Origin of the sequence: Streptomyces alkaliterrae (genome assembly GCF_007097205.2) — a bacterium.
GTDB classification, from domain to species: domain Bacteria; phylum Actinomycetota; class Actinomycetes; order Streptomycetales; family Streptomycetaceae; genus Streptomyces; species Streptomyces alkaliterrae.
Window position 1 is genome coordinate 1 of record NZ_VJYK02000545.1, and the last position, 1,787, is coordinate 1,787.

Annotated in this window: 1 protein-coding gene and 1 pseudogene; both read right to left on the bottom strand. The window is 58.8% G+C overall.

The genetic code is table 11. The features are described from left to right. Nucleotides 1–237: 237 nt before the first annotated feature. Nucleotides 238–807, bottom strand: a complete 570-nt coding sequence (locus tag FNX44_RS26580) for a transcriptional regulator (protein WP_143651522.1) — start codon at nt 805–807, stop codon at nt 238–240. Between the two features lie 9 nt (nt 808–816). Continuing rightward, nucleotides 817–1,787 (bottom strand): annotated as a pseudogene (locus FNX44_RS26585) (transcriptional regulator); the annotation flags it as partial.

The window sequence follows — 1,787 nt, forward strand, 5'->3', positions numbered from 1 at the left end:
GCCACGCTCCGCGGGCACGACGCGCCGGCCCTACGGGCCGGCAGACTCCCGACGCTTCGCGTCGGGAGTCTGCCGCGCTCCGCGCGGCTACCGCGCTCCGCGCGGTGTCGAGTCCGCTTCGCGGCCTCGATGGGAATTCGCTTCGCGAATTCCCATGGCTGGCTGCGTGGTTGGGGGCGCCTCGCCTTTCTTGTTTGACGTAGCGTCAAACAAGACTGACTGTTCGTCACTGATTGTTTAGGCTGAAAACCCTACCGATGTGACGTACTCGTACTTTCCCCATTGGGATCCCAGTTCCACCATCTGGTCAATCCAGGCATCGTCCAGCATTCGACTGTCGCCCTTTGCCCAGGCGTTGATGATCGCATCCCAGTGACGGATATTCAACTTCCTGTATTCTAGCACGCGTTGACGTGGAACCAGTACACGACTCTGATCCAGAGGATGAATCTCCACTCGTGTACCACCACGAGAATTCAACCTCTTGAGAAGATACTTCGCCACGTTCTGACGGCGAAACGACCAATAGGACCGGTCGATCTTCTCCAGATTCGCGTTGTTCGGTCGTTGAGTACCTGCCAGCCAACGCTTCATCGTCCGCGACGTGACGCTGATACCGGCCTGCTTCATCGCCTCGTAGCCGGCCTTCGAACGCGTCAAATAACGCAACCGCGCCGACAAACCCCGACCCGACGACACCGGAGACGAAATCCCACCCGCCAACGAATCAAGAACCCGAGCAGCAGCCTCACTCCCCCGCTCACCCTGAGCCCCAAACAACCCGAACTCATGTGTCCTATCCGGCACTTCACACCCCTACCATCGAGCAGCGCCCACAGTGTAGGTGTCCTTCACCTTCACCTGAGACACCGCACGCCCCTCACTGAACACCGCACGCCAATCACCAGCGACATGCAACTCATCGGTTCCCATCACCCGAACCACCGCCAGACCAGCCACATGCGCCTTATAGCCCTTCAACCAGAGGTTCACAAACGCCTGCGAACGGATGATGTGCATCCAATCAGGACGATAAAGCTCCCGATTGAAGTTCGACTCACCCATCGTCGACACCAACTTAGAATACATGGCCTTCACGTATTCTAGCGTGATCTCGTCCGATTCCTCAATGGCTCGTTCCCGAGCGTCCCGCATCACCTGACGAAACTTTTCAAACAGATGCTCAGTCGAACCCGACGTCCACGACTCATGAATAACCGGAGGATCACACAACTTACCGTACTTATCCGTCGACAGACGCTGCATCAACCGCAACGTCGGCTCCGTCACCCACACCCTGCCAGGCTCCTCACGATTCCCCATCGGATTCGGCAGATACGACTCATGCTCCCACTCCGGCGGCGTCACCAAATGAATACCCGACCGCCGGCTGGAGTGAACATTCCCCGACGACAACTCCAGAGCACCCAAAGGAAGATGCGTCTTCAACGCCGACAAATACGCACCGTTGATATCCAATGCCGTCACCTCCGACCCTGCCGGAAGCTCCCGACACGACCACCGCGGCCGCGCCTCCCACACCTCATCAGAACCCTGCGCCGACTTCTTCCGCAACACACTCGGCAACGGAGGATGCCCCACCACGTCATACCGAGCACCCACACGACACGCATCCAACAACTCCATCGCATCCGGAATCGCATGCCGCAACAACCACCCCAACACCTCATCCCTATCCCCACCACACTCCACCATCGCCTCCTCCACCTTCAAACGCACCCACTCCCCCAGACCCGCCACATCAGAACCACCACCCCGAACAAGCC